At 62.6% G+C, this 14,676-nt stretch carries 19 protein-coding genes and 1 pseudogene; 11 read left to right on the forward strand and 9 right to left on the reverse strand.

The annotated features are described in order from the left end of the window. Window positions 1–977: alpha/beta fold hydrolase (locus BLU35_RS23285; RefSeq protein ID WP_093234667.1), on the reverse strand; the 977-nt coding region annotated here is incomplete at its 3' end. 118 nt (window positions 978–1,095) lie between these two features. On the opposite strand from BLU35_RS23285, the gene BLU35_RS23290 reads away from it, so the two are divergent. After that, window positions 1,096–2,127: a GlxA family transcriptional regulator gene (locus BLU35_RS23290; RefSeq protein WP_286161594.1), complete on the forward strand. Its 1,032-nt coding sequence runs from the start codon at window positions 1,096–1,098 to the stop codon at window positions 2,125–2,127. A gap of 357 nt (window positions 2,128–2,484) precedes the next feature. Here BLU35_RS23290 and BLU35_RS23295 read toward each other — a convergent pair whose 3' ends face one another. After that, the gene (locus tag BLU35_RS23295; protein WP_093234669.1) at window positions 2,485–2,874 is read right to left on the reverse strand and encodes a DUF1515 family protein; all 390 of its coding nucleotides are present in this window, start codon (window positions 2,872–2,874) and stop codon (window positions 2,485–2,487) included. Continuing rightward, window positions 2,846–3,103: a hypothetical protein gene (locus tag BLU35_RS36230; RefSeq protein ID WP_286161595.1), complete on the reverse strand. Its 258-nt coding sequence runs from the start codon at window positions 3,101–3,103 to the stop codon at window positions 2,846–2,848. Before BLU35_RS36230 ends, BLU35_RS23295 begins: the two co-directional genes overlap by 29 nt. Here BLU35_RS36230 and BLU35_RS35715 point away from each other — a divergent pair. From BLU35_RS35715 to BLU35_RS36235, 4 genes are all read left to right on the forward strand, one after another. After that, the gene (locus BLU35_RS35715; protein WP_176907388.1) at window positions 3,093–3,293 is read left to right on the forward strand and encodes a hypothetical protein; all 201 of its coding nucleotides are present in this window, start codon (window positions 3,093–3,095) and stop codon (window positions 3,291–3,293) included. The two genes, BLU35_RS36230 and BLU35_RS35715, sit on opposite strands and share 11 nt — an antisense overlap. Before the next feature lie 183 nt (window positions 3,294–3,476). Further along, the gene (locus BLU35_RS23305; RefSeq protein WP_058323293.1) at window positions 3,477–3,845 is read left to right on the forward strand and encodes a tetratricopeptide repeat protein; all 369 of its coding nucleotides are present in this window, start codon (window positions 3,477–3,479) and stop codon (window positions 3,843–3,845) included. Window positions 3,846–4,347: 502 nt separating this feature from the next. Next, complete coding sequence (locus tag BLU35_RS35720) at window positions 4,348–4,515, forward strand: hypothetical protein (RefSeq protein ID WP_176907390.1); 168 nt, start codon at window positions 4,348–4,350, stop codon at window positions 4,513–4,515. A gap of 352 nt (window positions 4,516–4,867) precedes the next feature. Further along, window positions 4,868–4,999, forward strand: coding sequence for a hypothetical protein (locus tag BLU35_RS36235; RefSeq protein WP_268753082.1), 132 nt, complete (start codon window positions 4,868–4,870; stop codon window positions 4,997–4,999). 160 nt (window positions 5,000–5,159) lie between these two features. On the opposite strand, the gene BLU35_RS23310 is transcribed toward BLU35_RS36235, so the two are convergent. Beyond that, window positions 5,160–5,705: a BA14K family protein gene (locus BLU35_RS23310; RefSeq protein ID WP_093234671.1), complete on the reverse strand. Its 546-nt coding sequence runs from the start codon at window positions 5,703–5,705 to the stop codon at window positions 5,160–5,162. A gap of 117 nt (window positions 5,706–5,822) precedes the next feature. Beyond that, entirely contained in the window at window positions 5,823–6,905 is a 1,083-nt protein-coding gene (locus BLU35_RS23315) for a D-alanine--D-alanine ligase family protein (protein WP_093234672.1), read from the reverse strand. A gap of 27 nt (window positions 6,906–6,932) precedes the next feature. On the opposite strand from BLU35_RS23315, the gene BLU35_RS35725 reads away from it, so the two are divergent. Both BLU35_RS35725 and BLU35_RS23320 read left to right on the forward strand, forming a co-directional pair. After that, window positions 6,933–7,076 (forward strand): hypothetical protein, encoded by a 144-nt coding sequence (locus tag BLU35_RS35725; RefSeq protein WP_156414718.1) that lies wholly within the window; start codon window positions 6,933–6,935, stop codon window positions 7,074–7,076. Window positions 7,077–7,095: 19 nt separating this feature from the next. Beyond that, a pseudogene (locus tag BLU35_RS23320) lies at window positions 7,096–7,670 on the forward strand (dienelactone hydrolase family protein). A gap of 584 nt (window positions 7,671–8,254) precedes the next feature. On the opposite strand, the gene BLU35_RS23325 reads toward BLU35_RS23320, so the two are convergent. Together BLU35_RS23325 and BLU35_RS23330 are read right to left on the reverse strand one after the other, a co-directional pair. After that, window positions 8,255–9,244, reverse strand: a complete 990-nt coding sequence (locus tag BLU35_RS23325; RefSeq protein ID WP_353615044.1) for an SDR family NAD(P)-dependent oxidoreductase — start codon at window positions 9,242–9,244, stop codon at window positions 8,255–8,257. Between the two features lie 15 nt (window positions 9,245–9,259). Then, entirely contained in the window at window positions 9,260–9,682 is a 423-nt protein-coding gene (locus BLU35_RS23330) for a MarR family winged helix-turn-helix transcriptional regulator (protein WP_093234674.1), read from the reverse strand. Between the two features lie 529 nt (window positions 9,683–10,211). On the opposite strand from BLU35_RS23330, the gene BLU35_RS23335 reads away from it, so the two are divergent. After that, window positions 10,212–11,162, forward strand: a complete 951-nt coding sequence (locus BLU35_RS23335) for an alpha/beta hydrolase (protein WP_093234758.1) — start codon at window positions 10,212–10,214, stop codon at window positions 11,160–11,162. Between the two features lie 15 nt (window positions 11,163–11,177). Here BLU35_RS23335 and BLU35_RS23340 read toward each other — a convergent pair whose 3' ends face one another. Beyond that, the gene (locus BLU35_RS23340; RefSeq protein ID WP_210185155.1) at window positions 11,178–11,795 is read right to left on the reverse strand and encodes a LysE family translocator; all 618 of its coding nucleotides are present in this window, start codon (window positions 11,793–11,795) and stop codon (window positions 11,178–11,180) included. 121 nt (window positions 11,796–11,916) lie between these two features. On the opposite strand from BLU35_RS23340, the gene BLU35_RS23345 reads away from it, so the two are divergent. The 3 genes from BLU35_RS23345 to BLU35_RS23355 all read left to right on the forward strand — a co-directional run bounded on the left by BLU35_RS23345 (window position 11,917) and on the right by BLU35_RS23355 (window position 13,745). Continuing rightward, a complete protein-coding gene (locus BLU35_RS23345) occupies window positions 11,917–12,369 on the forward strand; it encodes an Lrp/AsnC family transcriptional regulator (protein WP_057253994.1) in 453 nt (150 codons plus the stop codon). 250 nt (window positions 12,370–12,619) lie between these two features. Beyond that, window positions 12,620–13,003 (forward strand): nuclear transport factor 2 family protein, encoded by a 384-nt coding sequence (locus BLU35_RS23350; protein WP_093234759.1) that lies wholly within the window; start codon window positions 12,620–12,622, stop codon window positions 13,001–13,003. Window positions 13,004–13,094: 91 nt separating this feature from the next. After that, complete coding sequence (locus BLU35_RS23355; RefSeq protein ID WP_057253992.1) at window positions 13,095–13,745, forward strand: glutathione S-transferase family protein; 651 nt, start codon at window positions 13,095–13,097, stop codon at window positions 13,743–13,745. A gap of 108 nt (window positions 13,746–13,853) precedes the next feature. Here the strand turns inward: BLU35_RS23355 and BLU35_RS23360 are convergent, their stop codons facing one another. Then, window positions 13,854–14,660, reverse strand: a complete 807-nt coding sequence (locus BLU35_RS23360; protein ID WP_093234676.1) for a class I SAM-dependent methyltransferase — start codon at window positions 14,658–14,660, stop codon at window positions 13,854–13,856. Window positions 14,661–14,676 lie beyond the last annotated feature (16 nt).

The following is a 14,676-nucleotide window of genomic DNA, read 5'->3' on the forward strand; positions in this document are numbered from 1 at the left end:
TCCTTGTGTGTGTCGGTGATGCCGTGCGGCGCGCCGGCATAGACCTTGAGCTCGGCATGCGGCACCAGCGTCTTCGAAGCTCTGGCGGCCGCATCGATCGGCACGATCTGGTCGTCGTCGCCATGGATGATCAGCGTCGGCACGTCGAACTTCTTCAGGTCCTCGCTAAAGTCTGTCTGCGAGAAGGCGACGATCGAGTCATAGGTGTTCTTGTGCCCGCCCATCATGCCCTGCAACCAGAAGCTGTCGATCATGCCCTGAGAGGCGACCGCACCCGGGCGGTTGAAACCGAAAAACGGACCCGAGGCGATATCGCGGTAGAGCTTCGAGCGATCCTTCAGACTTGCCGCCTGCAGCCCGTCGAACACCGCCTTCGGCAGGCCGCCGGGGTTCTTGTCGGTCTTGACCATCAGCGGCGGCACCGCCGAGATCAAACCGGCCTTGGCGACACGGCCCGTGCCGTGCCGACCGATATAGCGGCTGATCTCGCCGCCGCCGGTGGAAAAGCCGGCAAGAAAGATGCCCTTCAGATCGAGCGCGTTGATCAGATCGGCAAGGTCGTCGGCGTAGTGATCCATGTCGTTGCCGTCCCAGGGCTGCGACGAGCGCCCATGGCCGCGGCGGTCATGGGTGATGACGCGGAAGCCATTGGCGGCGAGGTGGAAGGCCTGCGCTTCCCAGCTGTCCGACGACAGCGGCCAGCCGTGGCTGAGCACGACGACCGGGCCATCCTTTGGACCCCAGTCCTTGTAGTAGATTTCGACGCCATCGCGGGTGGTGATGCGGCTGCCCATGGTCTTTGCTCCCTCGGTGCCGGACGCGCCGGCGGTTGATGCGGTGGCGGATGCGGCCTTGGCCGGAATGTTCATTGCGTTGACCGCGGCGGCGGTGGCGGCGGCACCGAAGGCTGCCGAAAGAACGTTGCGGCGCGAAAGGCCATTGGAAACGGTTGCGGAAACTGCTTTTGCCTGTGTCATTGTCCTCACCTCTTTGATCTCTGTTGCCCGGCTTCCATCCCGTGGAAGCGATGGTTGAATTGATAAATCGGGGGGCCTAACCTCTCGACCGGCAAAGCTGACAACGATGGGGGCAGAAGTGACAAAACGAGCGGAAAGCGAACCGGCGGAGATCGGCATCGTCGTCTACCCGCGCGCCCTGATGTCGGCGATCCACGGGCTGACCGACATGTTCCAGGTGGCGAGCATGCAATCGGTCGAACAGAGCGGGGTAGACGCTCCCCAGATCCGCATCAGCCATTGGAAGCTGCAGGAAGACGGCTCGGTGGCGAAATCACGCGACACCCACCAGGATCCCTCTTCGAGCCTGGTGGCGCTGATCCTGCCGCCGACGCTCGCCGATCTGCCGGTCGGGGAGCGCATCGGCACCCTGCCCGCCTTCGTGCGCGAGCAGCATCAACGCGGCACGACCATCTGTTCGGTCTGCGGCGGCGCCTATCTGCTCGCCGAATCGGGCCTCGCTGCTGGCCGTACCATCACCACGCACTGGTCGCACCAGGACCTGATCGCCAACCGCTACGGCAACATCCGCGTCGACACCGACAGGCTGCTGATCGACGAGGGCGACATCATCACCGCCGGCGGCATGATGGCCTGGATCGATCTCGGGCTGAAACTCGTCGACCGGTTCCTCGGAACCGACGTCATGCTGGCAACGGCGCGGTACATGATTATCGATCCCGGCGCGCGCGAGCAGAGCTACTACAGCGTCTTCGCGCCGAAGCTCGATCACGGCGACAACGTCATCCTCAAGATCCAGCACTGGCTGCATGGCACCAGCACCAAGGGCGTGACGCTGCAGATGATGGCGGAGCGCGCCGGGCTCGGCGACCGCACGTTCCTGCGTCGCTTCCAGAGGGCGACCGGCTTCAATCCGACGGAGTATTGCCAGCGGCTGCGGATCGCCAAGTCACGCGATCTGCTGGAGCGTTCGCATCTCTCGATCGAGCAGGTTGCCTGGCAGAGCGGCTATGACGACACCAACGCCTACCGCAAGATCTTCCGCAAGATCCTCGGTCTCTCGCCAAAGGAATATCGCCTCCGCTTCTCGGTCTCGGATGGTGCCCGGCGAATGGCCGCAGGAGCGCCGAATGCGGTGCCGGCTTTGTGACCTAGGGCGCTCCATCGATTGAGCGCGCCAGCAAGCTGCATCCGCTCAAGACCCGACCAAAGTGACAGCCCACAGCGCATCTCCTGGTAGGTTCTCGCCACCTGGCGCTCCCCCGATAAAGGACAACAAGCCGATCATGGGCGACGGCAACGCCGTCTTGGTGACCCCGAAGGGATAGAAAACGCAAAAACCGCCGCGCGCCCGTTGGGGCGCGCGGCGTGCATTGAATATAGTGGTTTGGAACGATCTTCCTTGGACGAGCGGTCAATCCAGATCTGACTTGTCTCGGAACTCGGCCGGCAAATCTCGTCGACCCAGCTTAGGCCTTCGCGGCGCCTCCGATCTCAGACGGCCCCGTCAGCCCTTGCCCATGATGACAAAGACGACGCGGCGGATCGCCTCGGCGAAGCTGACGCCCAGCGCCATCGCCGCGATGCCGGTGACGCCCAATGCGCCGATCCCCATCAGCTTCCAGCGCCTGACGTCGTCGGTCACCGGCTTCATCTCCGCGACGTCCGCACCGATCGCCGAGACAGACGCCTCGATCTCACCCACGCGATCGACCAGCTGTTCCATGCGTAGATGCACGCTGCCATGAATGGCGGCGTACTTGTCCTCGGCGCGGCGGCTGCCCTGCTCGATTCGGCGGATAGATTCCTGCAAGCCGCGCATGCCCGCAACCAATTCGCCGAGCTGGCGGTGAACGGCAACATCGATTTCAACTGCCGACATCGGCGCGCTCCCCATGTCTGGCGCATTCCGCCCGTGTCCAGATTTCCGCCGTGCAGAGGCCAACGGCCGTGCGATCAATCCGGCGTTGATCGGCCGCAGTCGCGCCGCGCGCGCCGACGAGATCAGTTCCGACGACGCCCCGCAGACCCGGAACACTGGCCGGTTGCGAAGTTCCACAACCCGCCTGCATCAAGGCAGGAATCGTAATCAAGGCGCTTTTCGCGAGCGCGGCTATGAGCGTCATTGTTCTGCCTTTCGATAGCATTGGCGATGGAACGGGCACCGTCGGCCCGGATTTCGTGAACGGGCCAAACGATGCCGGCGAGCAACAAGCCGCCGACCAACAACTTCGGCCAGCGCAACGCGCGCCGAGCGTGACAGCCGATCACAGAAAATTGCGGGTGTCACGCCGGATGTCACGCTTGCAACCTTGACTTCAGGTTGTATCCGGTCATCAATGCGGCCCACCGGGTTGCCCCGTTTCGGGTCCTCTTGGCGGAATGCATCGCAAGCGCCCTGCTAGCCAGGGAAAAGCCAAAGTAGTTCAAGATTTTGAGTAATTTATCAGCCTAGCAGGCCCGCTGCGGGAACCGTGCGATGGATGCAACAGGTGTCAGATGATCCGCAACGCGTTCAGTAAGTTGAAGACCATTTTCACCCCGCGGCCCTCCGCAACGAATATCTCGCCCAGGTTGCTTGAACTGGCCACCTCGGGGAACGTCGACGCCCAGGCAAAACTGGCCGAAATCTATTTCAACGACGGCGGCGAGGAACACTACGCCGCCTCGCTTCACTGGAACCGGCAGGCCGCCCGCCAGGGTCATCCCGCCGCGCAGGCCCGTCTCGTCACCATCTATCAAAGGGGGCTCGGCGTCGAGCGCGATCCGAAAGAGGCCTCGCGCTGGCTTCGCAACATTGGGCAACCGCGCGCGCGAATTGAGCCCACCCGCGCCGTTTCCGGCAAGATCGCCAAACAGGAAGCATAGCAAGCGCCAACCGGCCTTGGCGAAGCACCGTAACGATCCGCAACGGTCAGGCGGCCATTGCGCACCTTCATGTCTCCTTAAGTCGACCTCGATTTAAGGAGACATACAGAAAATCAAAGTGCTGCAACGACCTTTGCGCGTCCGATAAGACGCGCGGCGCTGTAGGCCGCTCGCCTTAGCTGACCCGGAATCAAAAAGGCCGCTTCAATGACGAAACGGCCAGCCTGTAATATCCTTAGCCCGCTTCCGGGCGCTTGGCAAGCCCCGCCGCCTAAATTTGTTTCTGTTTTGTTCTTTTTTTTCGCGAGCCGCCTGCGTCGCTCGCCTCACGCCCACCTGCCGTCTCGCCCGCCCGCTCCCATCGTTTGGTGATATAGTTACGCCCGGCACGCGACACTGCCTTTGCCCCGCGGCGATGGGCCGCCGGCCAGGACCAAGCGCGCCATGTCTGGTTCGATGGCGAGGCGGTCGAAGGCCGTTCCCACGACGACGGGAGGATCCCATGACCCCACGATATCTGCTTGCCGCTGTTATCGCGGCGCTTGTCGCGCTTGCCGGCTGCACCACCGACCAGGCCAGCCGCAGCACCGCCCCTGCCCCAAGCCAGGGAAACCAGGGCACGCAAGGCGGCCAAGGCATGAGCCAGGGCGGCGGAAGCTCCGGCTACTAAAGCATGTCGCGCAAAAGTACGTAGCGGTTTTGCGAGCACGATACGCGACAAATCAAGAAGCTGAAACGCAAGGCGCGAATCTGAAGGATTGCGACCCGCTTTAGCGACGCCCGAAACTACTGCCCTGCGACGAGCGGCTCCCGACCGCAGGTCGCGTATACCCGGGCTGCGGATGACAAAGCAAACGACCCGCCATGCGCGGAGCCTGCCGGTGCCGTACGCATCGCATCGGCGCTTGTTGATTGAACCTCCGGCGCCGAAACGCGTTGAGTAACCATGACGCGCAATCTCGGTGCCACGCCATTTGTTTGCGCGCATTCTGTGTTAAGCTTCCCCTCGGGAGGAAAATACCATGGAGAATTTCTTCGCACTCGCCGCCATCGTCGTCGGCTCCGCCATTTTGGGGCTCGCGCTCGCCTACGGCTTCCGCCGCAAGGATGCGCACCGGCGTCCCGAACATGACGACGCCCGGTTGAAATTCTAGATCATCGGTTTTCCAGACGTCGGCCCATCCACTTGCGCCTCCTCTCGGCCGGTCGTTCGCGGCTGCCCGCTTCACGATCCGCACCGCCAACAGCGGTTTCACGAACAGAAAAGCCCGCCGGTCACCACAACCGACGGGCCTTTTTTGGAACGCACCTTGCTCAGAAATAGGGCGAATAGCACTGCTGGCGCGGGCCGCCATAGGGCTGGAACGAATTGTCCCAAGCGCGGTACGAGCGGTAGCGGGCATAGCACCAGTCCACGTGCCGCGGGTTCACGCCGGCATCCGCCCGGCGCGGCGGCGCGGCAATGGCGCCGCCGATGATGACGCCGGTGCCAAAGGCCGCCAGCGGATACCACCAACCGTCATTATGGCGGCGATAGCCATAGCGCTCGTAGCGATAGCCGCGGTAGCCGTTATAGTGTCCATAGCGGTAGCCGCCATCCCAGCCCGGACGCGGACGATAGCCGCCATGCCAGCCTGGCCGCGGACGGTAGCCGCCGTCCCAACCGGGGCGCGGGCGATAGCCGCCATGCCAACCCGGCGGACGCCGGCGATAGTGTCCGCCGTTCCATTCCCGGTGCTGCACCAGCTCGACGTCGCTCTTCTGCGCCCGCTCGATGGCAACCGCCGGCACGGCATTCGCCGGCGTGATGCCCGAAAGAGCCGCAACCGCCGCCATTATGACGATGGCAATCTTCTTCATCTCATCACCTGTCCGTTTGGAAACAGGCGGCAGTTTCGCGGAATGACGTGAACCCACAATGAATGCGATACATCTAATATGTAATACAACCCAAAGGCGGCATCCGCGGCCAGTGTTTCATGCGCGCGCGGCCCCATCCCCACGCAACGCGAGCGCATGCGCAATCAGCGTTTCCACCGCCGCGCCATAGGAGATTCCGTCTGCCGCAAGCGCCTTGGCATACATGCTGATATTGGTGAAGCCGGGAATGGTGTTGATCTCGTTGATGACCAGGCTTCCATCCGGCCGCAGGAAGAAATCGACGCGCGCCATGCCGGCGCAGGCCAGCGCCCGGAAGGCCCGCTCGGCCATCTCCTGCGCCCGCGCGCCAACCTCCTCGGCAAGGTCCGCCGGCGCCTTCACGATCGCGCCGCCGGCGTCGACATATTTGGCGTCGTAGCTGTAGAAACCGTGGCTTCCGGCGGGGATGATCTCGCCCGGCCGCGACACGGTGAGCCTGCCCTTGGCGTCTTCCAGCACCGAGCACTCGATCTCGCGGGCCTGCACGAACTCTTCGATCAGCACCTTGTCGTCGTGGCGAAACGCCTCTTCCAGCGCAGCCGCAAGCCCGTCGAGGCTGTTGACACGGCTGACGCCGACGGACGAACCCTGCCGTGCCGGCTTGACGAAAACCGGCAACCCCAGTGTTTCCAGGATGGTTTCGCCGGAATAGGCGTCCTCCTGATGCAGCGCGATGGCACGCGCGACCGGCAGCCCCTCGGCCGCAAGCAGGCGCTTGGCGAGCACCTTGTCCATGGCGGCTGCCGAAGCCGCAACGCCGCAGCCGACATAGGCGACATCGGCCGTCTCGGCATAACCCTGCACCGTCCCGTCCTCGCCGAACGGCCCATGCAGCACCGGAAAGATCAGGTCGACGGCCGGCAGCAGCCGTTGCGTTCCGTCGGCGGCAATGGTGACCGCCCGCCCCTTGCCGCCCGGAATCAGCGCAACTTGCGTTCCTGCCGCCGGAATGGCCCGCGGCAGCTCGCCGTTTTCAAGCTCGAGCAACAGCCAGCGCCCATCCTTGGCAATGCCGATCGGCACGATCTCGTAGCGTGCTCTGTCAAGCGCCGCGACGACGTTGCGCGCCGACATCAGTGAAACCTCATGCTCCGCCGAACGCCCACCAAACAACACGGCAATGCGCAACTTCCCTGTCATGACGTCTTTCCTTCAGAATCGTGGCCAATGCTGATCCGCAAGGAAGCGGTCGAAGATGGCAACAAGACGTCAAGGAAACGTGCTATCGCTGCGACAGGAAAATTTTCTCAATCGACCGCGACACCGCTTGACCCTTCAGGCGGCGAGACACAATTGGAACGCGAAGGATAATTTGAAGGAGAAGTCGTCCATGGCCGAGGTCCTGCTCTTCCATCACGCCCAGGGGCTGACCCCGGGAATGCACGCTTTCGCCGAGGACCTCCGGGCCGCCGGACACACCGTGCACCTGCCCGATCTCTTCGAGGGGCGCACCTTCAACAGCATCGAAGAAGGCCTTGCCTATATCGGCGAGGTCGGCTTCGATGAGATGCGCGAGCGCGGCGTTCGCCTCGCCGACGCTCTTCCCCAGGGCCTCGTCTATGCCGGCTTCTCCTTCGGCGTCCTGCAGGACTCGCCCAGACCCGGCCCGGCGCCCGCGGCGCCCTGCTCTTTTACTCCTGCATCCCGATCAGCGGTCAGTGGTCCTTCGGACCCTGGCCGGATGGCGTGCCGGTCCAGATCCACGGCATGGACAACGACCCGATCTTCGTCGGCGAAGGCGACATCGACGCCGCCCGCGAACTCGTCGAGAAGGCCGACGATGCCGAGCTCTTCCTCTATCCCGGCGACCAGCACTATTTCGCCGACAGCTCGCTGCCGTCCTACGACGCGGCGGCAACGGCGCTGCTGACGGATCGGGTGCTTGCTTTTCTCAAGCGGGTCTGAAGCTGCCTTATTGTAGGAAAAGCTCGGAGTTGCTCAGCAATCCCACCAATCGGTCATGGTGGCCTTGGCCGCTTTGCGCCATTGAACGAACCCTCCCGCGCGAGCGGGTTCGTTCAGTGTTGATGGGTTTCGGATGCCGGCATCCACGTGATGGCCCGGTGCCAGGCCATCACGTGGATGCCGGCATCCGAAACCCATCACAACAGTAGACATTCGCCGACCGCGGCGCCGTGGCCGATATGGGGCCGAGAGCGGGACGGCAGGTTCCGGGCAGCAGCATTGATGAAGCGGACATTCGCTATCGGCTTAAATCAGCAGGTCGGCCATTGACTGCTGTCGACCCCTCCAGGTCGTACCTTGACCTGGATGTGAGCATCTGCTTCGGCCAAAAGCTATCGTCCATCGAGTGCGCAGCTGCCAGTCGCTACGCACTCGAGGATTCAGCTCAGTGGCCGGTGAATTAATCGCAAAGCCATGGCATTTTCGAGGTGGACGATGCAGCTCCGAAACATGCGTTCCGGATAGCCCCGGTTAGCGACCTGGATTAGTCACCCAGATATATCCGCCCCAAAACGCACAGGATTCTAATTTCGGTCGACTGACGTTTGCGCTTCACGGACGAAGCGCGCCCGGTTCGCGTTGACGAAAGCTTCTACGGTCATCAGCGGGCCACCAATAATCTTCGTGCCGATGTCATCGAGACCGGCGAGGAGACCCTCTTGCTGGTCCAGCTCCGCAGCTTCGAAGTGCCGCCGCAAGACGGTGTCATCCTCGAGCCCCGCGAGCTCCAGAAAGGCCGATACGGTAAGCTGCTCGAAGGGCAGATCGACTCCGAGGACCCGACCAACCTCTGCTGCGAGCTCCTCGTGACTATACTCCTTCGGGCCGTGCAGCTGGTAGGCTTGGCCGCCGTGGCCTTCCGGCTTCTCCAGGATGTTGGCGATGATCTTCGCCGTATCGGCCGCGGCCAGCGGAGCAAAGCGGCCATCCTTGTTGAATGGCATGACGTAGCGGCCGCGCTGGATGAATGTCGAGATGTAGAGGAGCCACTCGGCGAAGAAGGTGATGCGCAAGTTCGTCGTCGGGATGCCTGACCACTTGAACACCTGCTCCGAAAGCCAATGGTTCTGGGTCACCTTGCTGCGCGCGTCGGGCCTGGATTGCTTGTGGGACAGGTTGACGATGTGCTCGACGCCCTGCTCTCTCGCCACCTGTGCGAAGATGACTGCCGCCTCCACGAGACCGTCGGCAATGGGATAGCAGAAGTAAGCGCGGTCGACGCCGTCGAAAGCCAGCCGCATATCGCGCAGGCTGGTGATGTCCCCATAAACGATCTCGGCACCCAGACTGGCCAGCTCCTGCGAGCGAGCGTCCTCCCGACGAGCGAGGGCGCGGACCTTTAGGCCTTTCTTCAGCAGTTCCTTCACGGTCGGACGCCCCGTATCTCCGGTTGCACCGGTCACCAGAATCGTTGTCATCGCATTTGTCCTTTCGATAATGGCATCAGGCGCTCCGCGGCGTCCTAATGCTGCATATACAACACATAGGAAGCAGTGTTGTATATGCAATACCATAATTTCAGATTCCGGCTAATCGCGCGGAATGTCGTCCGCGACGGTCTTGATTGCGCTCAAGCCTGCTTGCCCAAGCAGCTTGGACGCTCGTTCCTGCCCCGCCCGCCAGGCCGGCATGGATGAAAACAGCAGGTCTTCGCCAGCTTTGCTCAGCCGAAGGGGGCGCTGACGACCTTGAACCTTGTCGGGGACCTCTTCGATCCATCCCGCGTCCAGCATCAGCTTGAGGTTTCTCGTCAAGGTGGAGCGATCGAGGCAGTTGGCTCGGCCGACTTCGGCACGCGTCGCGACGCCCATCCGCATGATTGAACCGAGTAAGGTGTGTTGCGAGGACACTAGGCCGAACGGCCGCAGTTCCTCGTCGAAGATGTTGGTCATGACGCGTGAGATAAGGCGCGCCCGCGAAATTACGCAGGCATCTTCCAGTTCCCGCAGCATTGCTCGTCTATCGTCGGGTAGGGAACGCAGGTTCATAGTCTCTCGATGATGCATCTACAACATGTAGTCAACCAGTATCGCGTTTCAAGGAGGATACGAAACCCTGATGTCTCAGCGCATGCCACGGGCGATGATCTGCATAAACGCCGGAACGTTCGCTCTCGCTGGAAGCTGCCGTTCGCCGTATCATCCGAGGACGGCAGCAGAGTCCCATTGAGGCCGTTGCCGCTCAGCGCCGCTCCACGTGAATGAATGGCAGCTTCTGGGCTCGGCGATCGGCGCGCTGAACGGCTCAAATGGGGGCGCAAAGCAGCCGTCCGCGATGCGAACCTCTATGTCCGGTTTGAGCCGAAAGCTGCCGAAACGAACGACCGCTGAAGCCGTCAGCCGAAATGAATATTGAAATCCTCTTGCAGAAAGTCCTAGGCACTGGAAATCCCAGGCGAATTCACACTAATATAACGTCGCCGAACATGCTTCGGAAATTGGAAATATACTACTGCAAATCTTGAAATACTTCGGAGCAACCGTGCTTATCTACTCGGACGAAAACCTTGAGGTCATCCATCGCCCGGGCGCCTCGGCTTACCTCCTCATCACTTTCAACGAGATGGAAATCCAGGCAAACGGGAGCCGCTACTGGGGCCAGCGCTTTTGCGAGAAGGCGGATATCGCCGCCCTCGGCTTCATCAGCAAGCGTCCCAACTGGTTTCCGGCCGAAAGCGTGGTCAAGGCGGTCGAGGCTGCGGCGCCGATCCTGAAGGCAGCACCCGAGCGCATCCTCTACGGCCATTCTCAGGGCGGTTATGCAGCGCTTCGCTACCGCCGGCGTTTCAACGCCACGACAGCCATCGCCTTCTGCCCGCAAATCTCGATCAATCCCAAAGCCGTTCCCTACGACAATCGCTTTCTCAGGCATTTCTCGCCCGACCTGCACGCCAATATGAGTATCGTCCCCGACCATGCCGCCGGCCGCGCCTATCTCTTCTACGACCCGTTCCACGCGATCGATCGCAGGCATGCCGAGCGCATAGCGGAACTGCAGGCGGAAACGCATCTCGTGCCCGTACACATGACCGGTCATGGCACGGTCAGGGTCTTCACCGGAACGCAGCGCGCGCTTTCGCTGATCGACGCCTGCCGCGCCAATGACCTTGCTGCCCTGCGCGCCCTTGCCCGCTCCGCGCGGATCGACGCGCCGATGCGGCCTTACCAGAACGCCGTCGCCGCCATGGCCCGCCACCCGGCCTGGGCCGATCGCCTGCACGCCCGCTTCGGCGATCGCTTTGCCCCTACAGAGCAGGTCAACTTCCTCTTCCACCGCGCCAATCGCCATATCCGCGACGGCAACCTCGTCACGGCGCGCGACATGCTGACGAATGCCCTGTCGCTCCTGCCCGGCCACCCCGCCGTCACGCTTCGCCTGCGCGACCTCGACGCCCGCATCGGTCGCGAAGAAAAGCTGGCTAAAGCGTCCTGAGGCGGCGGCCACGCCTCATCGGACCATGACAAGCTGCTCGGCGAGCAGGAACAGCGCGATCGCAATCATCGCTGCGCCTGAGAACTGGCTCACCAGACGGGCCACGCGCGGGCGCGTCCTGAGGACCATGCTCGAACCCGTGCCGACAAGCGAGTAGATCAGCGCACAGTTGAGCATATGCACGGCCCCGAGCGCCGCGATCTGGCTCGGGATCGTCCAGCTCCCGTCGCGGCTGGTAAACTGCGGCAGCAGCGCCAGGAAAAGAAGTAGCGCCTTCGGGTTGATGCCGCTCACCGCGAAACCGCGGACGATCCACCCGGTCCAGCTCCTGGCCGCCTGATCTTCATCGGCCACCGGAACAGGCGGATGGGCCAGAACCCCGACGCCGAGCCAAAGGAGATAGCCCGCTCCCAGCACGGTAAGCACCGTCAGAACCGCCGGAACGCCGGCAACGAGCGCGCCCACACCGGCCGCGACCACCAGAGTGATCGCAAGATAGCCAAGCAGCATGCCGGAAACGGCCGGCATGATCGCCCTGTCTCGCAATCCCGCCGAGATCGCATAGGCCCAGTCTGCGCCGGGTGTCAGCACCAGCGAAAACGATATCGCCCAAAACGCCGTCAACAGACCCATTTCCATCTCGCGCCACCTTCCTTCGGATACCCGCGCCATCAAAGGAAGAATAGCGTTGCATCACGGGGATTAGCTCCCTATCTCTTGCCGAGATGTGGCATCTTGAGGCAATATCTCCCTCATGGATGATACGGACCGCAAGATTCTTGCTGAGCTTCAGAAGGACGGGAGACTGTCGGTTACCGAGCTCGGCGACCGCATCGGGCTCAGCCTTTCCCCCTGCCATCGCCGGGTCAGGGCGCTCGAGCAATCCGGCGTGATCAGCGACTATCGCGCCAATATCGATGCCGCCAAGGTCGGCCTCAATTTCTCGGCGATCGTCTTTGCGACGCTCAGGGAAGGCAGCCGCGAGAACGTGCATGCCTTCGAAAAGGCTCTTTGGGCGATACCGGAAATCACGCAAGCCGAGCGTCTGTTTGGCGATCCCGACTACATGCTGCACGTGGTGACTGAGGACCTGAAGGCTTTCCAGGCGCTCTATGACGAGAGCCTGCTTGCGCTGCCGAGCGTGCTGCGCCTGACCTCTACCCTTGTGATGAAGAGCATCTTCCAGAACCGGCCGCTTCCTCTTTGAACGGCTGGCTCGCGCCGCCCCGGATGAACTGGTGCGCCACGGCTAAAGCGTCCTTTGCGTTCATCTGAACGCACGGCGCTCTGGCAGTTGCCGTCCGAGGTCTCAGCAGATTACAGCGCCGCGCGTCTTATCAGACGCGCAAAGGTCGCTGTAGCACTTTGATTTTCTGCATGCCTTTGTCCTTAAATCGAGGTCGATTAAGGAGACATGCAGTAGTGTACCGGCAGCCCTCGCCCACAGCGGAACAATCATGATGCACGCTCTGCCCCCTCTCGATGAAATCCGTGCGCTTGAAGAAGCACTGCACCGCCCGGAGGTTCGCCGGTCGCGTTCAGCCGTCGAGGCGCTGCTCGCCGAAGGCTTCGTCGAGTTCGGGGCTTCCGGTACGATCTATCATCGTGCGGAAATCATCGATCTGCTTGTGCAGGAGCCAGAGCAAGACGATGGCGAACTGCGCGCGAGCGATTACCGCCTGACCGCCATTTCGCCGGAAGCGTTGCTCTTGACCTACAGAACCCGTCGCAGGGAAAGCGATGGATCGGAGCGGCACGCGCTCAGAAGCTCTGTCTGGAAGCGAAACGGAACCAGGTGGCAGATGCTGTTCCACCAGGGAACGGTGACGGGAGCGGCCTGAGCGGGCCGTCCGAGCGCGACTTTCGCGATGACATGTCGGGATCGCGTGCCGCCATTCGTCTTCAAGGACAGACAAGCGATGGAGGACAACGATGACGATCACCATTACCGCTTTCGAACGGTCACCGGATCGCGGCAAGGGGCTCGCGCGTGACATGCGTGTCCGTTGGGCGCTCGAGGAAGTAGGCCTGCCCTACGAGGTTCGCCTTCTGTCGTTCAAGGCGATGAAGCAGCCGCCGCATCTCTCCCTTCAGCCCTTCGGCCAGATCCCGACCTATGAGGAAGGCGATCTCGCCCTCTTCGAGTCCGGAGCGATCGTGCTCCATATCGCCGAGCGCCATGCCGGCCTGTTGCCAGACGAAGCCAATGCCCGGGCGCGCGCGATCGCCTGGATGTTTGCCGCGCTCAACACCATCGAGCCGCCGGTCTTCGACCGCAATCTCGTCCAGATCCTCGAACGCAACGAGCCCTGGTACGAGCACCGCCTGCGTGCGCTCGACGAAACCATCCGCAGACGGCTTGGCGGCCTTTCCAATCACCTTGGCGATGCCGACTGGCTCGATGGCGCCTTCAGCGCCGGCGACCTCCTGATGGTGACGGTGCTGCGCCGGCTGCATGGATCAGGGATTCTTGAGGAATACCCGAACCTTGCTGCCTATGTCGCTCGCGGCGAAGCACGGCCGGCCTACAAGCGCGCCTTCGAGGCCCAGTTGGCGGTTTTCACCTCCGCATCGGCAGGCTAACCCGGAAGCGGCAACCGAGTTGCGTCACTCTGACAGAGCCGCATCACCCGGTTGACCTCTTTCTTCAAGTCTCCAGCGATCCCAGGGGTATGAGCCGCCGCCCTGAATTCAACCTGGCACCACACCTTTGACGGCCCAGGCGACCGCGACATAGGACCGTGGACCATCGAGCTCGCCATCGAGATAGGCAGAACGGACCGCATCGCGAAGCCGCGTGCGCGCCGGCTCATTGAGTGTCGCGATATATTCGGCCCCTGGGCCATCCTTGCCGAGATAGGGCGTCCAGTAGTCGTCGAAGGAAGCGTACTCCATGCGGATCGCAAGCTCAGCCGTCTCGACCTCGACAAGGCCGGCCCTATGCCAGGCCGCCTCCAGTTCGCCAGGCCGGGTCATCGGGCGGGTGAAGGCGCGCTCGCGAAGCCGGCAGGCGGCGGGATCAAGGGCTGCCGCCGTATCGAGGAACAGGCGGCTGGCAACGAAACCGCCGCGACCGTCCCACACGGTGGCAGCGACCGTTGCGCCAGGCCGCGCAACGCGGCGCATCTCCGCCACGGCCCGTTCCGGCTCAGAAACGAAATGCAGCATCAGCAGCGACAGAACCCGATCGAACGCCGCATCCTCAAAGGAGAGAGCGCATGCGTCGCCAATCTGGAAGGAGACGCGCGGATCTGGATTGCTGCGGCTGGCGTGTTCGATGTAGGGCGCCGCGCAATCCACCCCGCAGACGGCGGAAAGGTCGGGCCGCGCGGCCAACAGGAATGTCAGGCTGCCGGTGCCGCAGCCGACATCCAGCACCCGTTCACCCGCCGCGGCTCCGGCAAATGCCAGGAAAGGCACGGCCAGCCTTCGGCTCCAGCGCCCCATCTGCAACTCATATCCGTCGCCAGTGTTGGCATTGAACGTCGATGCAGCCATCACAGCACACTCCAGC

Origin of the sequence: Sinorhizobium sp. NFACC03 (genome assembly GCF_900103435.1) — a bacterium.
In the GTDB taxonomy this organism is placed as follows: Bacteria; Pseudomonadota; Alphaproteobacteria; order Rhizobiales; family Rhizobiaceae; genus Ensifer.